Source organism: Streptomyces sp. XM4193, from assembly GCF_023072595.1.
Classification (GTDB): domain Bacteria; phylum Actinomycetota; class Actinomycetes; order Streptomycetales; family Streptomycetaceae; genus Streptomyces.
On sequence record NZ_JALLGK010000007.1, the window covers coordinates 122,325 to 142,524 of the forward strand.

Annotated in this window: 2 protein-coding genes (1 of these 2 running past the window's edge); both read right to left on the minus strand. The window is 75.2% G+C overall.

Annotated features, from left to right (window positions below):
- The gene (locus tag MTQ01_RS18890) at window positions 1-15,687 is read right to left on the minus strand and encodes a non-ribosomal peptide synthetase (RefSeq protein WP_247491836.1); all 15,687 of its coding nucleotides are present in this window, start codon (window positions 15,685-15,687) and stop codon (window positions 1-3) included.
- On the minus strand, window positions 15,684-20,200 hold the final stretch of the coding sequence (locus tag MTQ01_RS18895) for a non-ribosomal peptide synthetase (protein ID WP_247491838.1). Its footprint extends 11,536 nt past the window's final position; only the last 4,517 of its 16,053 coding nucleotides appear in the window; the start codon falls outside the window, past its right edge; its stop codon occupies window positions 15,684-15,686. Before MTQ01_RS18895 ends, MTQ01_RS18890 begins: the two co-directional genes overlap by 4 nt.

The window sequence follows — 20,200 nt, forward strand, 5'->3', positions numbered from 1 at the left end:
TCAACCGCCCGCGGACATCCGCCCGTCCGCGGGACCGTTCTCGTGGGGCTCCAGCCGCTGTGCCAGCGCCACCGGGGTGGGATGGGTGAAGACGTCGCGGGGCGAGAGCCGCCAGCCGCCCGCGCGCAGCCGCGTGACCAGGCGCACACTCACCAGGCTGTCCCCGCCCAGCGCGAAGAAGTCGTCGTCGGCGCCGAAGCGTTCGAGCGAGAGCGCGGCCGCCATCGCCTCGCACACCGCGCGCTCCCGCTCGCCGGACGGCTCCCGCCCGCCCGCGGCAGCGCCGAAGTCCGGCGGGGGCAGCCGGTCGCGGTCCAGCTTCGCGTTGGCCGTCAGCGGCAGCGCCGGCAGCACCACGACCGCGGCGGGCACCAGGTACGCGGGCAGCCGCTCGGCCAGATGCGCCCGGATCGACGCCGGTTGGGGCTCCGCGCCCGGCCGCGGCTCGACATAGCCCACCAGGCGGCGCACTCCGCCGTCCTCGCGGGCGACCACGACAGCTCTGCCCACCTCGGGGTGGGCCGCGGCGGCCGTCTCGATCTCGCCCAACTCCACCCGGAAACCGCGGATCTTCACCTGGTCGTCGACCCGGCCGAGGAACTCCACCGCACCGTCGGCCGTCCAGCGGGCCAGGTCCCCGGTGCGGTAGAGCCGTCCGCCGTCCGGAGCGAAGGGGTCGGCCACGAAGCGTTCCGCGGTCAGCGTCGGGCGCCCGAGGTATCCGCGGGCCAGTCCCGGGCCGGACAGATACATCTCGCCCGGCACTCCGGGCGGTACCGGCCGCAGCGCCGCGTCCAGCAGACGGACCCGGGCGTTGTCCACCGGGCTGCCGATCACCTGGCGTTCGCTGTCGGCGACCCAGGCGGCGAGGGAGTCGACCGTGCACTCGGTGGGTCCGTAGAGGTTGACCACCTCGGTGTCCCGCAACTGCTTGAGCCGGGCCCACTGGGCGTCCGGCACCGCCTCGCCGCCCACGCCGAGCAGCGGAACCGGGCAGCTGCCGTCCTCGGTCAGCCCCAGTGTCTCCAGCTCGGCCAGCACCGAGGGCGCCACCTCGATGAAGTCGATCGCGCGGGTCCGCAGGTACTCCAGAAGCGCGCCGGGGTCCCGTTGGACGTTCTCCGAGAGCACATGGACGCAGTGCCCGTGGTAGAGCCAGAGCTGCGGCTGCCAGGAGGCGTCGAAGGAGAAGGACCAGGCGTGCCCCACCTGGAGGCGCCGCCGTCCCGTCCGCTCGACCACCGGTTCGTAGAGCGCCCTGCGGTGGCTGTGGAAGAGGTTGGCGATGCCCCGGTGCGTGGCCACCACGCCCTTGGGCCTGCCGGTCGAACCAGAGGTGTAGATGAGGTAGGCGGGGTGGTCGGGGTGCAGGGGGCGCAGCCGTTCGCCATCGGTGGGGGCGATGGCCGGACGCCGGTCGAGCGCCGTGCGCGTCGCCGGGTCGTCGAGCGCCAACTCCTCGGTGGCACCGGCCCGTCCGCTCAGGGACCCGGTCGTCAGCAGCAGCCGCGGCGAGGAGTCGGCGAGCATGAACTCCAGGCGCTCGGCCGGGTACTCGGGGTCGAGCGGCAGATAGGCGGCTCCTGCCTGCAGTACCGCCAACTGGGCCACGAGCATCTCCTCGGTGCGCGGCAGCAGCAGCGCCACCACGTCCTCCGGCCCGGTGCCGCGTGCGATCAGCTCGTGCGCCAACCGTGCCGCCCGGGCGCCGAGTTCGGCGAAGGTCAGCTCCCGCTCCCCGCAGACGACGGCCGGCGCGGAGGGATCGGCCGCGAGCCGTCCGGCGAACAGCTCGGGCAGCGTGTCCCGGGGGTGGGCCACCCGCGTGCCGCTCCACTGCTCCAGCAGCCGTTCGCGCTCCGGCGCAGGAAGCGCCTCCATCCGGTGCACGGGCGCGTCCGGACGGGCGGTGAGCGAGGCCAGCAGCGTGGCCAGCCGGTCCAGCAGCGCCTGCGCCCCGTCCCGGTCGAAGAGGGAGGGCAGGTACTCCAGGGTGAAGTGGCCCCCGGGCACGACGGTGAGCGTGAGCGGGTAGTGGGTGGCGTCCTGGTGGCTGCCGCCCACGACCGCGAGCCCGCCGCTGTGCTCGGCCTCCCGCAGCCCCCGGGAGTCGACGTAGTAGTTCTCGAACACCACCAGCGTGTCGAAGAGTTCACCGGCGCCGACCATGCGCTGGATGTCGGCCAGCCCGTGGTGCTGGTGCGCGGAGAGCCGCGACTGCGCGTCCTGGAGCGCGCGCAGCGCCTGCCGTACGGTCCCGCCGCCGCGCAGGTCCACCCGGACCGGGAGGGTGTTGACGAAGAGGCCGGTCATGGTCTCGACCCCGGGCAGCTCGGGCGGCCGGCCCGAGACGGTCGCGCCGAACACCACGTCCTCGCGGCCGGTCTGCCGCGACAGCAGCAGCGCCCAGGCGAACTGCACCACGGTGTTCACCGTGACGTCCGTCGCACGCGCCAACTCCTGTACGGCCTCCCTCAGTTCCTCCTCCAGGAGCAGCGGCGCGCGGTGCGAGAGCGCCGGGGTGCGATCGGTGCGGCCGGGAGCGATCAGGGTCGGCTCCGCGACGCCCTCCAGCGCCTCGGCCCAGGCCCGGTCGGCGGCGTCGGGGGCGAGCGCGTACTGCCGCTCGCGCCAGGCGAGGAAGTCGCGGAAGGACCTGCGCGGCGCCGGTGGCTCGGCGGCGCCGGTGCCCGCGGCGTAGAGGCCGAAGAGCTCCTGCACCAGCACCGGCACCGACCAGCCGTCGAGGACCGCGTGGTGGTTGGTGAGGATCAGCGCGTGCTCCTGCGCGCCGAGCCGCACCAGTCGCAGCCGCAGCAGCGGCGGCTCGGACAGCTCGAAGGGGCGCTGCCGGTCGGCGTCCGCGAGCGCCCGCAGCGCCTCCTCCCGCGCCCCGGACGCGGTCGCCGCGGTCTGCGGGTCCGCTGCTCCGCCGGGCTCCTGCGGATCGGTCAGATCGGTGACCGCCCAGTCCGGCTCGACGCCCTCCACCACGACCTGCACCACCGCGGATCCGTCGGCGGTGGGGACGAAGGCGGTGCGCAGACCCGGGTTGCGGACCAGCAGCTCACGCGCCGCCCCGTGCAGCGCGGACGCGTCCACGCTGCCGGCGAGCCGCAGGACCAACTGCATGGTGTAGACGTCGAGTTCGTCGCCGGCGAGCCGGGTGAGGGCGTAGAGCCCCTCCTGGAGCGGGGTGAGGGGCCAGACGTCGGACAGCGACGGCCGGCGGAGCTGCACACTGTCGACGTCCCGCTGGTCGAGCCGGACCAGCGGGAAGTCCGAGGGCGTGTGCACCGGTTCGGCGGCCTGCCGCGACCCGTCCGCCAACACTGTCAGCGCACGGAACCACAGCTCCAGCAGCCGGTCGGCGTCCGCCTCGGGCAGCACGCCGGTGGCGCAGGACCAGCGGGTGGCGAGCACGGGACGGCCCTCGGGCCCGTCCACGGTGGAGGCGATGATCTCCAGCGGGAAGAGCACCGGGAGCCGGTTGCGCGTGGTGCGCAGCCGCGGCAGGGCCTCGGGGGCGGGCGTCCAGGCGGCCGGGGTGTGCGGGTCCGCGTCCCGCTGTCCGCCTGCCGGCGCGCCGACGCCGGCGGAACCGGTGAACCTGCCGAGGTAGTTGAAGACCGCCTCGGGGGTGCGGAAGCGGCCGGCGTCCTCGGACTCCTCGCCGAAGCCGCGCAGCAACCCGTAGCCGATGCCGTTGTCGGAGGCGGCGCGCAGCTGCTCCTTGAGCGCCATCAGCACCGGGCGCGCGTCCGAGCCCGGTGCCAGCAGCGCCCGCGGGTCGCGGCCCGCCGTCTCCAGCACCACCGGGTACCAGCTGGTGAACCAGCCGACCGTGCCGTCCAAGCGGGCGCCCCGAACGACGTCCTCCTCGCGTCCGTGGCCCTCGGCCGCTATCACATCGGTGCCGGGCTCCTCGCCGCGTTCCGCGCGCCAGGCGCCGAAGGCCAGAGCCGCGCCGGCGAGCAGTACCTCGTGCACCGATCCGTGCACGCTCGCGGGCACTTCGGTGAGCAGGGCGCGAGTGGTTCCGGCGTCCAGGGTGCGTTCGAGGTGGACGACGGTGTCGCCGGTGTCGACGGCGGTGTCCAGCGGGCGGACGCCGAGCGGCGGCGCCTGGCGGTGCCGCTCCTCGCGCTCGCGCCACAGGGCGTCCTCGGCCCGGCGGCCGGGCTCGCGCGCGGCGTCGGCCAGGCCGAGCGCCCACTGGCGGAAGGAGGTTCCCGAGGCGGCCGGTGCGGCTTGCGCACCGGTGAGCACCTCGTGGTGCGCGGCGGCCAGATCGGCTCCGATGATCCGCCAGGAGACGCCGTCGACCGCGAGGTGGTGCACGACCAGCAGCAGCCGTCCGGGCCGTCCCGCTCCCCGGTCGCTCCACAGTGCACGGACCATCCGGCCGGCGGCCGGGTCGAGCGCGTCCACCGCCTCGGCGGCGTGCGCGGCGGTCAGCTCCGGCACCTCCTCCTCGGCCGCGCCGGACAGGTCGGCACGGGTGAGGACGTCGGCGGCGCGGACCGTGCCCGGCTCGGGTATCTCCAGCGCCTGACGGCCCTCTTCGCCGACCAGCCGGGCGCGCAGCACCGGGTGGCGGTCCAGCAGCCGCTCCAGCGCCGCGGTCAGCGACTGCAGGGTCGCGTCGGCGGGGGTCACCAGGTGCAGCGACTGGTGGAGGCCGTCGATCGGCCCGCGTGCCAGTGCCCACCGCATGATCGGGGTGAGCGGCAGCCGGCCGGTCGCGGGAACCGCGGGCACCTCGTCGGTGTCGGCCACCGTTCCGGCGGCGTCCGCCAGCGCGGCGGGTGTTCGGCGCTCGAAGACGTCGCGCGGGGTCAGCACCATGCCGGCCCTGCGGGCGCGGGCGACGAGCTGGATGGAGAGGATGGAGTCGCCGCCGAGCGCGAAGAAGCTGTCCTGCGCACCGGCTTCGGGGACGCCGAGGAGTTCGGCGAAGAGCTGGACGAGGGTCGCCTCGCGGATGCCGCGCGGAGCCACTCCGGTCGCGGCCGACGCGAGGTCGGGCGCGGGCAGCGCGGCCCGGTCCAGCTTTCCGCTCGGGGTCAGCGGCAGGGCGTCCAGGGTGGTCAGCGTGCCGGGCACCATGTGCTCGGGCAGCCGCCTGCCGAGGCGCTCCGCCAGCTCCCGGTGCGCGGGGGGCTCGACCCCGGCCGCGGGCACCAGATAGCCGGCCAGCAGCTGCCGGCCCGGCTCGTCCTCGCGGAGCACCACGGCCGCCGCGGCGATCTCCGGCTGCTCTCCCAGCACTGCCTCGATCTCGCCCAACTCCACGCGCAGACCGCGCAGTTTGACCTGACCGTCGGCTCGGCCCACGAACAGCAGCGTGCCGTCGGGGCGGCGGCGCACCAGGTCGCCGGTGCGGTAGAGCCGTTCGCCCGGCTCGCCGAAGGGGTGGGCCACGAACCGCTCGGCGGTCAGCGCGGCCCGGGCGTGGTAGCCGCGGGCGAGCTGCACGCCGGAGAGGCAGAGTTCGCCGGTGACGCAGTCGGGCACCGGTCGCAGCCAGCGGTCCAGCACGTGCGCTCCGGTGTTCGGCACGGGTGCGCCGATCGGTACGGAGCCCTCGTCGGCACCCGTCACACGGTGTGCGGTGACGTCGACGGCGGCCTCGGTGGGCCCGTAGAGGTTGTGCAGCTCGGCGCCGGGCAGGGCGCGGCGGGTGGCGGCGGCGGTCGCCGCACCCAGCGCCTCGCCGCTGGAGAAGACCAGACGGAGCGTGTCCGCAGCGGATTCACCGGCGCCGTCCGGAAGCTGCCGGACCTCGGGGTGGGCGGCGAAGGCGCCCAGCATGGAGGGCACGAAGTGCACGACGGTGACGCCGTGCCGCCGCACCGCTGCGGCGACCAGGGCCGGGTCGGTGTGGTGGCCGTCCGGGAGCACCACGAGCGCCGCGCCGGTGAAGGCGGGCAGGAAGAACTCCCACACCGACACGTCGAAGCCCACCGGCGTCTTCTGCAGCACCCGGTCCTCGGCGGTGAGCGGATGTTCTGCCGCCATCCAGGCGATCCGGTTGAGCAGCGCCGCGTGGTCGACGACCACGCCCTTGGGCCGGCCGGTGGAGCCGGAGGTGTAGAGCACGTACGCCGCGTTGGCCGGCGCCAACCGCGGGTGGACTCCGACCGGTTCGGCCTCGGCCAGCTCCCGCAGCACCGCCGGGTCGTCCAGGACCAGCGGCAGGACTCCGTCGGAGGGCGGCAGGCCGGCCCCGGTCGCGCGGTCGGTCAGCAGCACCTGGGGTGCGCTGTCGGCGAGCACATGGGCGATCCGCTCGGCCGGGTGGCCGAGGTCCACGGGGACGTACGCGCCGCCCGCGCGGTGCACCGCGTGCAGCGCCACCACCAGCTCGGCCGAGCGCGGCAGCGCCACCGCGACGCGTGTCTCCGGTCCGACGCCGCGGCGGCGCAGCAGCGCGGCCACCCTGCCGACTCGCTCCTCGAACTCCGCACGGCTCAGGGTCCGTTCACCGTCCAGCACGGCCGGGGCTCCGGCCTCCTCCGGTGCGGCCCGCTGCGCCAGCAGGGCGGGAAGGGTGGGCCCGGGCAGTGCGCGGCGTTCGCCGGTGCCTGCTGCCAGCACCCGGGCGCGTTCCGCCCGGGTCAGGACGGGGGCCCGGTGGAAGGGCACGTCGGGCCGGTCGGCCAGGGCCGCGAGCAGTCGGGCGTAGCGGTCGGCCAGTGCCTGGGCGGTGGCGGTGTCGAAGATGCTGGTCTGGAAGGTCAGCATGCCGTTGATGCCCCTGCCGCCCGGGAGTTCGGCGAGGGTGAGGAGCAGGTCGAGCTTGGCGGTGCCGGGGTCGGCGCCGACCGGTGTCACGGTGAGCCCGGGCAGGGTCAGCTCTTCCTCCGAGACGTTCTGGAAGACCAGCAGCACCTGGAAGAGCGGGTTGCGGGCGAGGGTCCGCTCGGGCGCGATCTCCTCGACCAGCTGCTCGAACGGCAGGTCGGCGTGGTCGAAGGCGGCGAGGTCCACCTCCCGTACCCGGGCCAGGAGTTCGCGGAAGGTGGGCTCGCCGCTCACATCGGTGCGCAGCACCAGGGTGTTGACGAAGAAGCCCACCAGCTCGTCGAGCTGGGCGTCGGTGCGTCCGGCGACGGGCGTGCCGATCGGCAGGTCGGTGCCGGCGCCGTGCGCGGCGAGCAGCACCGCCAGTCCGGCCTGGGCCGCCATGAAGACACTGGTGCCGGTCTCCGCGGCCAGCCTGCGCAACTCGCGGTGCACCCGCGGTTCCACGGCGAAGGTGACGGTGGCGCCCTCGTGGAGCTCCTCGGCGGGCCGGGGCCGGTCGTAGGGCAGCGCCAGTTCCTCCGGGGAGCCGGCCAGCCGACGCTTCCAGTACGCGGCCTGCCGCGAGACGGGGCTGTCGGGATCGCTCTCGTCGCCGAGGACCTCGCGCTGCCACACGGCGTAGTCCGGGTAGCCGACCGGCAGCGGACGCCACTGCGGTGCGGCGCCGTGCAGCCGTGCGGTGTACGCGGTCCGCAGGTCCTCGGTCAGGGGACGCATGGACCACTCGTCGCCGGCGATGTGGTGGAGCGTCAGTGCGAGCACGTGGTCGGACTCGGTGCGCAGCAGCCGGGGGCGCAGCGGTATCTCGCGGACGATGTCGATCGCGGAGGTCACATGTGCCCGCAGTGCCGACTCCAGGTCGGCCTCGGCGACCGCGACGGGCCTGAAGTCGGCCGCCTCGCGGGCGGCTTCCTCCGACAGCACCTCCTGGTACGGCAGTCCCTCGGTGTCGGGGTAGACGGTGCGCAGACTCTCGTGCCGCACCACGACGTCGCCGATCGCCGCGCGCAGTGCGTCGATGTCCAGGTCGCCCCCGAGCCGCAGGACGACGAAGAGGTTGTAGGTGGCGCTCGGTCCGTCCAGCCGGTGCAGGAACCACAGCCGGCTCTGTGCGTAGGACAGCGGCAGCCGCTCGCCCGGGGTGCGTTCACGGCCCTCCAGCGGTGCGCGCACCGCCTCCCGTGGCAGGACCGCGGCGGCCAGCGCGGCCGGGGTGGGGTGGTCGAAGACGTCGCGCAGCGCCACCTCGATCCCGAGGGTGGAGCGCAGCCGGTTGGCCAGCCGCATGGCGAGCAGCGAGTGCCCGCCCATGGTGAAGAAGTCGTCGTCGGGGCCGGCCCGGTCGACTCCGAGGACGTCGGCGAACAGCTCGCCGAGCACCGCCTCCCGCGGGTCCCGGGCCGAACGGACCCGTCCCGCGGTCGTCGTGGGGTCCGGCAGCGCGGCGCGGTCGACCTTTCCGTTCGGGGTCAGCGGCAGTGCGGGCAGCGGCATCAGCACCGACGGGACCAGGTACTCCGGGAGCCGGTCCGCAAGGGCGGACCGCAGCGCCGCGGTGTCCCCGGCCGACTCCCCGGTGACGTAGCCGACCAGCCGGGTGGCGCCGCCGGTGTCGCCGGGGCGGTCGGCCCTGCCCACCACCACGGCGTCGGCGACTCCGGGCAGCGAGCGCAGCACGGCCTCGATCTCTCCCGGCTCCACCCGGTGGCCGCGGACCTTGAGCTGGTGGTCGACGCGGCCGAGCACGTCCAGGGTGCCGTCCGGTCGGCTGCGGGCGAGGTCGCCGGTGCGGTAGAGCCGCGCACCGGGCGGCCCGTACGGGTCGGCGACGAACCGCTCGGCGGTCAGTGCGTGCCGCCCGAGGTAGCCCAGTGCCACCCCCGCGCCGCCGATGTAGAGCTCGCCGGCGGTGCCGGCCGGCACGGGCCGCAGCCAGCCGTCGAGCACCCTGAGCACGGTGTTGGCCAGCGCCGTGCCCACATGCGGGTCGGTGCCCTCGGGCAGTACCGCGGCGGTGGACCAGACGGTGGTCTCGGTCGGCCCGTAGAGGTTGTGCAACTCCGTTCCGTGCCGGGCCAGTTGGTCGGCGAGGTCGGCGGGCAGCGGCTCGCCGCCGCTGAGCACCCGCAGCCCGGTGACGGTGTGCGGGGCGGTCTCCAGGATGCCGCGCCACAGCGAGGGAGTGGCCTGGAGGTGCGTGGCGCCGGTGCGCTCGGCCAACTCGGCGAGCAGCAGCGGGTCCCGGGCCTGTTCGCGGTCGGCGAGGATCACCGTGCCACCGGTCACCAGCGGGGTGTACAGCTCCAGTGCGGCGATGTCGAAGCTGATCGTGGTGACGGCCAGGAGCCGGTCCGCCGGGCCCGCGGAGAGCCGGTCGGCCATGGAGTCCAGCAGGTTGGCGAGGTTCTCGTGGGTGACGACCACGCCCTTGGGCCGGCCGGTGGAACCGGAGGTGTGGATCACGTACGCGGTGCCGTGCGGCCGGACCTGCGGCAGGCGGTCGCCGACGCCGTGCGGGCGCTCGGCCGGGTCTGCCGCGGCGCTCTCGGCGCCCTCCGGGCTCTCGGCGCTCTCGGCGCTGTCCGCGCTCTCCGCGAGCAGCGGGCTGTCGCTGTCCAGGACCAGGTGCGGATCGGCGTCGGCGAGCAGATGGGCGATCCGCTCGGCCGGGAACTCCGGGTCCACCGGCAGGTAGCCCGCGCCGGTGGCGCCCACCGCGAGCAGCGCGGCGACCAGGTCGGCGGTGCGCGGCAGCAGGACGGCGATCAGCGTGCCCTCCCCCGCTCCGGCGCCGGCCAGCCGGTCGGCCAGCTCGGTGGTGCGAGCGGCCAACCGCGCGTACGTCCACTCCTGGTCGCCGGCGACCAGCGCGGTGGCCAGCGGGGTGGCCTCGGCCTGCCGCAGGAAGCGGGCGGTGACCCCGAGCGGGGTGACGCGGCCGCGCGGTCCCTCGAGGGACGGCCGGCCGCCGTCCAGCGGCACGAGGCTGCGCAGGCCGGCGTGGGGCGCCTCGGTCATCTGCCGCAGTACGGCGCGCAGTTGGTCGCCGACGGCGGTGGCGCCGGCGGTGTCGACCAGCTCGGGCCGGTGGTCCAGGGCAAGCGCCAGACGCTCGCGGCCGGGCAGCGCGACGAGCACCAGTGGGTAGTGCGTCGCGTCGTGCCCCTCGGCGCCGACCACACGCAGTCCCGCCCGCTCCTCGGTGCGGCGCAGGTCCTCGGCGTCCACCGGGAAGTTCTCGAACAGCACCAGAGTGTCGAAGAGTTCACGGTGGCCGGCGAGCCGCTGGAGCTCGGCGAGCGGCTCGTACCCGTGGTCGAGCAGCCGGACCTGGTCGGCGGCGACCTCGCGCACCAGCTCGGCCGCGGTCTGCTCCGGCCGCAGTCGGACCCGTGCGGGCACGGTGTTGATGAACAGGCCGATCATCTCCTGCGACCCGTCAAGATCTGCGGGCCGGCCGGAGACGGTCACGCCGAAGGTGACGTCGGTGCGCCCGGTGAGCAGCCCGAGCAGTGTGCCCCAGGCCGCCTGGACGACCGCGCCGACCGTGGTCTGCTCGCGGCGCGCCAGCGCGAAGAGGGCCGCCTCCAGTTCCCGCGGCAGCTCGATCTCCACACGTTCGGGGACTCCGGCCGGCATTCCGGCGGCCTGCGGAACCAGCCGGGTCGGCCCGTCGACGGCCGCCAGCTGCCGCTGCCACAGGTTCCGGGTCTCCTGCCGGTCGCGCCCGGCCAGCCAGCGCAGATAGTCCCGGTACGGGCGCGGGGTGCCGGCCGCCGAACCGCCCTGGTAGAGCGCCATCAGATCGCGCACCAGCAGCGGCCCCGACCATCCGTCGAGCAGGATGTGGTGCGCGGTGACGGCCAGCAGCAGCCGTCCGCCGCCCAGCCGCACCACGGTCAGCCGCAGTGCCGGCGGCTCGGCGAGGTCGAAGCCCAGTGCGCGGTCCTGCTCCAGCAGCGCCCGCGCCCGCTCCCGCGCGACGGGCTCCGGCTCGGCGGACAGCTCGTGCTCCACCAGAGGTACGGCCGTCTCGGCGTGGATGACCTGGAGCGGATCGGCGCCCCGGCGTGCGTGGAAGGCCGCCTTGAGGTTGGGGTGCCGCTCCGTCAGGCGGTCGGCGGCGCGGCGCAACCGCTCGGTGTGGAGTTCGCCGTCGATCTCCAGCACGGTCTGGGTGGTGTACACGTCCGGGCCCAGGCCCTCGCTGCCGAGGCCGGCGAGGAAGAACATCCCCTCCTGCAACGGCGAGAGCGGCAGTACGTCCGCAAGCGGGCCGCGCCGCTCCAGCGTCTCGATCTCGGCCTGGCTGATCGTGGTGAGCGGGAAGTCGGAGGGGGTGTGCTCCGCGGTGCCCGCCGACGCCGGGTCCCCGGCGAGGCCGCGGCGCAGGGTGCGCAGCGCGTCGAGCCAGAGCTCGGACAGCCGTTGCACCTCTTGGCGTCCCAGGAGCCGGCCGGCGAAGGTGAACCCGGCGTGCAGCACGGGCCCTTCGGCGCCGTCCACCGCCGAGACGTCGAGTTGCAGCGTGTGGTGGGCGGGCAGCGCGTCGTCGGCGCCGCCGCCGAGCGAGCCGCTCAGCGCGGCGCTCCAGGGCACGGGGGCCGCGTCCGTCTCCTGGGCGGCGGGGAACCGTCCGAGGTAGTTGTAGCCGATCTCCGGCTGCGGCAGCGCCGCCATCGCGGTGCGGGTCTCTTCGTTGAGGTGGCGCAGCAGCCCGTGTCCCAGGCCGCCGTCGCGCGGGGCCCGAAGCTGCTCCTTGATCCGCTTGAGCGCGGCACCGGCCTCGGTGCCGTCGGCGGTCTCGTGTCCGCCCAGGTCCAGGCGAACGGGGTGCACGCTGGTGAACCAGCCGACGGTGCGGGAGAGTTCGGCGCCGGGAACCAGTTCCTCGCGGCGGCCGTGGCCCTCCAGGTCGACCAGCACGGGGTCCCGGTGTCCGCGCCAGGTTGCCACCGCCATCGCCAGCGCGGTCAGCAGCACGTCGTCGGGGCCCGCGTGGAAACGCTCGGGCAGGGCGCCGAGCAGCGGGCCGGTGGTCGCGGGGTCGAGGGTGACGGAGACGGTCTCCAGGGTGGCGAGGGTGTCCCGGGCCGGGTCAAGGGGCTCGGCGAGACGGTCGTCGGCACCGGTCAGCCGGGCGGCCCACTCCTCGCTCTCCCCGGGGCGTTCGGCGGCGGCCCGGCCCAGCGACCGGGCCCAGGCGATCAGAGTGGTGCCGACGGGCTGCAGCGGCGCGGCACGGCCGGCCCGGGCGGCCTCGCACGCCTCGGCGAGGTCGGAGGTCAGCACCCGCCAGGACACCCCGTCGACCACCGCGTGGTGGATCAGCAGCGCGAGCAGACCCGGGCGGTCGGGGCCGGCGTCCAGCCAGACGGCTCGCAGCATCGTGCCGCCCGTCGGGTCCAGTCGGCGGGCGGCGTCGACGGCGTGGCCGCGCAGGGTGGCGAGCAGTTCGCCGGCCTCGGTGGTGAGCCCGTCGACACGGGTGAGGAGGTCGTGGGCGGCGACGGTGCCGGGAGCGGGGATCTCCAGGGCCCGGTCGGTGAGCCGGGCGCGCAGCCCGTCGTGGTGGTCGAGCACCTGCTGGAGCCCTGCGACCAGTTGCTCCGCACGCAGCCCGGCCGGAGTGTGCAGGACCGTCGACTGGTGGAAGTCGGCGATCGGGCCGCCGCGCTCCACCAGTGAGCGCAGGATCGGGGTGAGCGGCGCGCTGCCGCTGACCGGGCCGGCGTCGGCCGCTCCCGCGGAGGCGGGCCGGGCGAGTGCCGCCAGGGCGCGCACCGTGCGGTGCTCGAAGACGTCGCGGGGGTGCAGCAGCAGTCCGCGGCGCCGGGCGGCGCCCACCAGTTGGATGGAGGAGATGCTGTCGCCGCCGAGCGCGAAGAAGCTGTCGGTCACGCCGACGTCGGGCAACCCCAGTACGGAGGCGACCAGTTCGGCGAGTTCCTTCTCGGTGTCGGTCTCCGGCGCGGCCCGTTCGCCCTCGGTGTCGAAACGCGGTGCGGGCAGCGCAGCGCGGTCGATCTTGTTCGCGCGGGTCAGCGGAAGGGCGTCGAGCACGATGACGGCGGAGGGGACCATGTGGTCGGGGAGCGCCGCGGCCACCCAGGCCGCGATCTCCTGCTCCGCCGGCCGCTGCGCGCCGTCGGCCGCAACGACGTGCGCGACCAGCCGCCGGGTGCCCCGCTCGTCGCGGTGGTCGGTGACGACCGCGCGGGAGAGGGCCGGGTGGGCGGTCAACCGGGCCTCCACCTCGGCCGGTTCGACCCGGAAGCCGCGGATCTTCAGCTGGTGGTCGACGCGGCCGGCGTACTCCAGCTCACCTGCGGCGTTCCAGCGGGCCAGGTCGCCGGTGCGGTACATCCGGGCGCCCGCCCCGGCGAAGGGGTCGGCGACGAAGCGCTCCGCGGTGGTGCCCGGCAGGCCGAGGTAGCCGCGGGCCAGGCCGGGCCCGCCGACGTAGAGCTCGCCGAGCGCGCCGGGTGCCAGCGGACGCAGAAAGGCGTCGAGCACGTACGCCCGCTTGTTGACGTCCGGCGGCCCGATCGGCACCGGGCCGCCGGTCCAGCTCGCTGGCACTCGCCAGGTGGCGGAGTTCACGACGGCCTCGGTGGGCCCGTAGGCGTTGAAGAGCCGGTGGCGTCCCGCCCAGGCGCGGATCAGCTCGGGCGGCAGTGCCTCGGTGCCGACGATCAGGGTCATCCCCTCCGGCAGCGCGGCGTCCTCCGGCAGCGAGGCCACCACCGAGGGCGGAATGATGCCGAAGCTGATCGATGCCTCGACCAGGAAGTCGGCGAGCGGTTCGCCGGCGCGTCGCTCCTCGGGGACCACGACCAGAGTCGCGCCGCAGAGCAGGGAGTTGGCCAGCTCGGCGAGGGTGACGTCGAAGCTCGGCGAGGCGAACTGGGTGACCCGGTCGCCCGGTGCGGCCCCGAAGGCGGCGCCGGCCCAGGCGACCAGGTCGGCGAGGGGCCGGTGCGCGACGAGCACGCCCTTGGGGGTGCCGGTCGACCCGGAGGTGTGGATGAGGTACGCGGCGTGGTCCGGCAGCAGCGGTGCGCGGCGGTCGGCGTCCGCGGGGTTGTGGTCGGGCAGCCCGGCGGGCAGGCGGTCCGCCAGGACGACCGGGCGCCCGCCGGCCCAGCCGCCGGTGTCGACCGAGGAGTCGGAGAGGACCACGGCGACACCCGCGCCGCGCACCAGCGCGCTCAGCCGCTCGTCCGGATGGCCGGGGTCCAGCGGGGCGTAGACACCGCCGGCCTTGGCCACCGCGAGCTGTGCGATGTGGAGCTGAGCGCCCCTCGGGAGCGCCACCGCGACGATGTCCTCGGGCCCCACGCCGTGGGCGATCAGTTGGTGGGCGAGGGCGTTGGCGCGGGAGTTGAGACCCGCGTAGGTCAGACGTGCGGCGCCGTCCTCGACGGCGGTCAGCTCCGCGTGCCGTGCGGCCTGCGCCTCGAAGAGGGCGCCGAGGGTGGCGGGTTCGGTGTCGGCGGTGTCGGAGTTGAACTCCTCCAGGACCGTGCTGCGCTCCTCCTCGTCCAGGAGCGCGGTGGCGGCGAGTGTGCGGTGCGGGTCCGCGACGAACAGCTCCACCGCCCGCCGCATCCGGTCGGCGATCCTCGCGGCTGCCGTGTCGTCGAAGGCGTCGGTGCGGTGGGACAGCCGGAGCGCGACGCCGCCGTCGGGGGCGGGAGCGGCGACGAGGGTGAGCGGGTAGTGGGTGGCGTCCTGGCCCGTCAGCCCGCGCACCCGTACCCCGCCGAACTCCTCGGCCGTCGAACCGGTCTGCTCCACCAGGTAGTTCTCGAAGACGCAGAGGGTGTCGAAGAGCGGGCTGCCGGCGTCGGCGAGCTGCTGGATGCGGGCGAGGGCCAGATGGTGGTGCGGCAGCAGCACGGCCTGCTCGTCGGCGGTGCGGCGCAGCAGCCCGGCGAGGGTCTCGGCGGGGCGCAGCCGCACGCGCACCGGCAGGGTGTTGATGAAGAGGCCCACCATGTGCTCGGCGCCGGGCAGTTCGGGCGGGCGGCCGGAGACGGTGGTGCCGCTGACCACGTCCCGGCGGCCGGTCAGTTCCGCCAGCACCAGCGACCAGAGGGTCTGGACGACCAGGGGTGCGGTCAGGTCCAGCTCGCGCGCGCGGGCGGCGAGTGCGGCGCCGACGCCGTCCGGCAGCTCCACCTCCCGTGCGCGCGGCGCGGACGCGGAGCGGCTGTCCAGCGAGGGCGCGGCGAGCGTCGGCCCGTCGAGGTTCGCCAGCGCCGCGGTCCAGGCGGCTTCGTCGGCCGCCGCGTCGCGGCCCGCGGCCCAGGCGAGGTAGTCGCGGTAGGGGCGGACCTGCGGCAGGCCGTCCGCGCCGCCGTCGGCCGCGTACAGCGTGAAGAGCTCCTGTACGACGCGGGCGGTTGACCAGCCGTCCAGCAGCAGATGGTGGTGGGTGAGCAGCAGCCGGTGCCGGTCGGCGGCCAGCCGGATGCGGGTGAAGCGCAGCAACGGCGGCACCGCCAGGTCGAAGCGGGTGTGCCGGTCGGCCTCCAGCAGCCGCTCCAGACGGCGTTCGCGCTCGGCCTCCGGGTGGCCGGAGAGGTCCGCCTCCTCCCACGGCAGCTCCGCTTCATGCGGGATCAGGGTGACGGGCTCGCCGTTCTTGCGCTGGCGGAAGGCGGCCATGAGGTTGGGGTGGCGGCGCAGCAGGGCCGCGCCGGCCCGGCGCATCCGTTCGTCGTCCAGCGGCCCGTCCAGGTCGAAGGCCAACTGGACCTGGTAGACGTCCGGTCCGCTCCCGTCGTAGGAGGACAGAAAGAACAGGCCCTGCTGCAACGGGGACAGCGGGAGTATGTCCTGCAGACCCGAACGGGCGCTGGAGCCGGTCACGAAATCCTCCACTCGTCTTCGAACTCGTCGATCTCGTCCTGGCTGAGTGACACCAGTCCCAGATCCGACGGGGTGTGGCCGGCCGCCGTGCCTCGTGCGGCGGCGACCAGGGTCTCAAGGGCGGTGCGCCACGCCGCGTCGATCGCGGCGGCACGCTCCTGGTCCACCAGCGGCTGCACGTACTGCCAGGTCACCGACAGTTCGGTGCCCCCGGGGCGGCGCAGGGCGGTGATGTTGAGGTCGAGCGCGGTGTCCGCGCCGATCGCGGCCGGTTCGCGCCAGAGCGCGCCCGACTCCGGTGCGGGCTGCCAGGCGGGGGGTTCGGCGTGCTCGGCCCGGCCGTCCGGTGCGGCGTCCGCAGCGTCGTGCGGGTCCGCGTCGGACCGGTCGGCGACGTCGAAGCGTCCGAGGTAGTTGAACGCGGCTTCGGGGCGCGGCAGTCGGGCCAGTCGCGGTCCGGCGTGCGCGTCCAGATACCGCAGGCGTCCGTAGCCCGCGCCGCCGCCGGGAACCGCGCGCAGCTGCTCCTTGAGCGACTTCAGCAGCCGACCGGCCTGCTCCGGATCGGTGAGCGCGGTCCTCGGGTCGATGCCCTCCAGCCGCAGCCGCACCGGATAGAGGCTGGTGAACCAGCCGACGGTGCGGGCCGGTTCGGCAACCACCCCGGCCGGACCGGCGTCCCGTCCGTGGCCCTCCAGCAGCACCGGAAGCGAGTTCTGGCCGCCGTGCGCGGCGTGCGCCATCGCGAAGGCGGTCAGCAGCACGTCCTGCTCGCCGCAGTGGAAGGCGGCCGGGACCTCGTCGAGCACGGCCTCGGCCACCTCTGCGGCGACCGTGGCGGTGAGCGTCCGCGTCCGTCCGGCGCTCGGGACGGCGGCGTCCTCTTCGGCCGGCAACCCGGCGGCGTCGGCTTCGGTCGACACCCCGGCGGTGACGGCGGTCCGTTCGCCGGTGCCGGGCTCCGGCGCCAACGTCTGCTCCCAGTGCGGGAGTTCGCCGTGCAGCTGCTCGGTGTCCGCCGCCATCGCCGTGGCCCAGCGGACGAAGGAGACCTCCACCGCCGGCAGGGTGCTCTGCGGCGCCCTGCACAGCTCGGCCAGGTCGGGCAGCAGCACCCGCCACGAGACTCCGTCGACCACCAGGTGGTGGGCGACGAGCAGCAGCCGGCCGGGCTGTGCGGGCCCGCGGTCGAAGAACACGGCCCGCAGCATCGCGCCGTGCACGGGGTCCAGTTCCGCGGTGGCCCCGCGCGAGGCCGCGTTGATCGCTTCCCGCGGTACGGCCGTGCCGTCCACCGCTACGCGACGCAGCGCCTCCGGGGGCAGTTCGGCGTCCTCCGGCACCAGCAGCCGCCACGACGGCTGCGTCACCAACCGGGCCGCCAGGACCGGGTGGTGGGCGACGAGCGCGCCCAGCGCCCGGCGCAGCACGCCCTCCTCGATCCCGGCCGGGAGCGTGATCAGGACGGACTGCGCGTAGCGGCCGAAGTCGCCGCCGCGTTCGCGCAGTGCGTGCATGATCGGCGTCGCCGGAGCCTCGCCGGCCCCGGGGTCGTGCACGGTCTCCACCTCGGACTCGCGGCGGGCCACCGTCGCGAGCGCGGCCGGGGTGCGGTGCTCGAAGACCTCGCGCGGAGTGAGGACAAGTCCGCGTCTGCGCGCGGCACCGACCAGCTGGATCGCCGAGATGCTGTCGCCGCCCAGCGCGAAGAAGCTGTCCCGGGGGCCCACCTCGGGCAGCCGAAGCAACTCGGCGACGAGCGCGGCGAGTTCGGCCTCGGCCTCGTTGCTCGGCTGCTCGCCGCCGGCCTCGGGCGCCGCGGGCAGCGGCAGCGCCGAGCGGTCGAGCTTGCCGCCCACGGTGAGCGGGAAGCGCTCCAGCACCACCACGGTGTGCGGCACCATCGACGGCGGCAGCAGCCTCGCGCTGTGCCTGAGCACCTCCTCGGCGTCCGGGCCGTCGGAGCCGGCGAGCGCGGCGGTGACGTACCCGACCAGGCGGGCCGCACCGCCGGCGCCCGGAAGGTCTTCGCGCACCAGCACCGCGGCGTCGCGCACCTCGGGGTGGGCGAGCAGCGCGGAGCGCACCTCGCCCGGTTCCACCCGCACCCCGTGCAGCTTCACCTGGTCGTCGGCGCGGCGGAGGAACTCCAGCTCGCCGCCGCGGTTCCAGCGGGCCAGGTCGCCGGTGCGGTACATCCGCAGCGACGGGCCGCCGAACGGGTCGGCGACGAACCGCTCGGCGGTACGGGCCCCCTCGCCCCGGTATCCCAGGGCCAGTTGGGCGCCGGCCAGGTAGAGCTCGCCGACGACTCCCGGGGGCACCGGGCGCAGCCGCTCGTCCAGGACGTAGGCGCGGGTGCCCGCGCCGGGCGCGCCGAGCGGCACCCAGGGCTGCTCCCCCGGCACCGCGGTGCGGGCGGTCACATCGATGGCGGCCTCGGTCGGGCCGTACTGGTTGACGAGCTGCGCGTCCGGCAGCACGCGGGCGAGCTCGCGCACCGGGCCGTCGGCGAGGGCTTCGCCGCCGCTGAAGACCGTGCGCAGAGCGGTGCAGTCGGCCGCGGCCGGTTCGGCGGCGAACAGGGTCAGCAGTGAGGGCACGAAGTGCGCCGTGTCCACGCGGTGTTCGCGGATGAGGGCGGCGAGCACGGCCGGGTCGAGTGCGCTGTCCCCCTCGGCGACGACCACCGCGGCGCCCTGCGCGAGCGGGCCGAATATCTCCCAGACCGAGACGTCGAAGCCCGGTGCGGCCTTCATGAGCATTCGGTTGCCGGGGCCGAGCGGGTGGCGCCGCCGGGTCCAGGCGAGCCGGTTGGCGAGCGCGCCGTGCGGCACGACCACGGCCTTCGGGCGTCCGGTCGAGCCCGAGGTGTGCAGTACGTACGCCGGTTGGGCCGGGTGGCAGGGCTGCGGTCCGACGTCCGCCGAGGTGTCGTGCGGCGCCGCGTCGACCAACAGGACGGGCGCGGCGAAACCTGCGGGCAGCAGATCGGCGTGCTCGGTGTCGGTGATCACCGCGGTCGGCGGGTTGGCCGCCAGCATGCCGGCGATCCGCTCGGCCGGGTGGGCCGGGTCCAGCGGCAGATGGGCGCCACCGGCCCGCAACACGGCCTGGGCCGCGATCACGGTGTGTGCCGAACGCGGCAGCAGCACCGCGACCGGCTCCCCGGGACCCACGCCCCGCTCGCGCAGTCCGGCGGCCAACGGCCGCACTGCGTCGAGGAGTTCGCCGTAGCTCCAGCTGCGGTCCGCGGTCAGTACGGCCGGCGCGCCCGGTGTCCGTTCGGCGTGTTCCGCGAAGGCGGCGGCCGGCGCGAGAGTGGTCAACAGGGGCGGCTCGGCGGCGTTCCAGGTGCCCAGGACGGTCCGCCGCTCCTCTGCGGAGAGCAGGTCGACGGTGCTCAGCGGGGTGTCCGGCCGCTCGGCGAAGGCGGCGAGCACGCGCAGGAGCCGCTCGGACAGCTCACGGACCGTCCGTTCCTCGAAGAGGTCGGTGCGGTAGGTGAATCCACCGGTGACGGGGCCCGGCTCGCCGTCCGCCCCCTGCTCGTCCTCGACCAGTGTGAGGGTGAGGTCGAACTTGGAGGTGCCGGTGTGCACCGGAAGCGGTTCGGTGGCCAGATCGCCCAGCCGTGGCCCGGCCGGGGTGCGCCTCTGATGGGTCAGCATCACCTGGAAGAGCGGGTGGCGGGCGAGCGAGCGTTCGACGCCCAGCAGGTCGACCAGCTTCTCGAAGGGCACCTCGGTGTGGTCCAGAGCGCTCAGGTCCGCGGCCTTCACCCGCTCCACCAGCGCCGCCGGGGTCGGGTCGCCCGAGGTGTCGGTGCGCAGCACCAGGGTGTTGACGAAGAAGCCGACCAGATCGTGCAGGGCGGCGTCCTCCCGGCCGGCGGCCAGGGTGCCCACCGGGATGTCGGTGCCCGCGCCGTGCCGCTGGAGCAGCACCGCGAAGGCGGCGTGCGCCACCATGAACGGGGTCGCCCCGGTACGACGGGCCAGCTCGCGCAGTCCGGCGGCGACCGCGGTGGGCACGGTGAACTCCACCACCGCGCCGTCGTACCCGGTGTCCGCGCGGCGGGGCCGGTCGACGGGCAGGTCGATCGCGTCCGGCAGGCCCTCCAAGGTGCCGCGCAGGTGGGCGAGTTGGCGGGCGAATCCGCTGTCGGGGTCCGCCTCGCCGCCGATCCGCTCGTGCTGATGGAGCGTGTAGTCCGCGTACTGGACCGGCAGCGGGGCCCAGCGGGGCGGTGCCCCGGCCAGGCGCGCCCGGTAGGCGGTGGACAGATCGGTCAGCAGCGGGCGCAACGACCACTCGTCACCGGCGATGTGGTGCAGCACCAGCAGCAGCACCTGGCTGCCGCCCGCCTCCGCAGCCGTGAACAGCACGGCGCGCAGGGGCGGTTCGCTCTCGAGTGCGAACGGCTCGGTGGCCGCGGCGTGCAGCACCGCCTCCTGCTCGCCGGGGGCGCCCGTGCGCACCTCGAAGGGGATCACGGTCTGCTCGGCGGTCA